The sequence below is a fragment of the Rhodococcus sp. EPR-157 genome (assembly GCF_001647195.1).
Taxonomy (GTDB): domain Bacteria; phylum Actinomycetota; class Actinomycetes; order Mycobacteriales; family Mycobacteriaceae; genus Rhodococcoides.
Genome location: NZ_LVCV01000118.1, coordinates 1 through 820, shown reverse-complemented (window position 1 = coordinate 820; position 820 = coordinate 1). Strand labels below are relative to the sequence as shown.

General features: G+C 62.7%; 1 protein-coding gene and 1 pseudogene. Both read left to right on the top strand.

Going from position 1 to position 820, the window contains the following annotated elements; genetic code table 11:
- A pseudogene (locus A2J03_RS30880) lies at positions 1-300 on the top strand (prolipoprotein diacylglyceryl transferase family protein); the annotation flags it as partial.
- Between the two features lie 170 nt (positions 301-470).
- Entirely contained in the window at positions 471-797 is a 327-nt protein-coding gene (locus A2J03_RS04815) for a rhodanese-like domain-containing protein (protein ID WP_139318146.1), read from the top strand.
- Positions 798-820 lie beyond the last annotated feature (23 nt).

Here is an 820-nt window from a genome sequence, read left to right as displayed (position 1 = left end):
TCTCGGTGGGGTCTGTTTTCGTCCGATCGCACCCTGGCGACGAGGAGGATTCCCGTTCAGCTTTACGAGGCCGCTGCAGCCCTGTTGATCGCGGGAGTTGCGCTCGCAGTGGTACTTCAGGTCGACCTTCCCGTCGGAGGGCTGGTTTTCCTGGGAAGTATTGCCGCATACACGTTGATCCGGCAAGGCCTGTTTTTGTTCCGGGTGGACGCGCACACTCGTCGAGGCCGACTCGCTGTCTCGCTCGTCTGCTGCGCGATCCTCGCCGGCGTAGTTGCAGGGTCGCAGGTGCTCTCGTGATCACTGAACGTGCCCTGATGCGTGCGCCTTTCGATGATCACCTTGATGCGATAGCACCGCATTCGGTGGCCCGGTCGACGCACCGGAGGAGTCCGGCATCGGTACTGGCTGTCCTCGTCCTTGCACTCGCTGGATGTACCGGCGGCGAGGTCTCTGAGCCCACTGCGTCAATGCCCGTCGCTACGCGGGCGGAACTGCTCAATCCCGCTGACTTCGCCGCCGCGATCGCCGATCCTGGCCGAGTCACGATCAACGTCCATACTCCCAACGAGGGCCAGCTCCCTGGAACCGACTCAAGTCTTCCCTTCGACCAGATCCAACAACAGGTCGCGGCGTTGCCGCCCGACCGGACCACACCGCTGGCGATCTACTGCCGTACCGGGACAATGAGCGCCACCGCGGCGAAAGAACTGGCCGCTCTCGGCTACACCGATGTCGTCGAACTACAAGGCGGCATGCTCGCGTGGCGAAACACCGGACGAACCATCGAAGAATGATCAATCACCTTCCGCAGCGCTGA

Excerpts from the sequence above, each read along its gene's own strand:
- A2J03_RS04815 (WP_139318146.1), top strand. The coding sequence starts at position 471 with ATGCCCGTCGCTACGCGGGCGGAACTGCTCAATCCCGCTGACTTCGCC.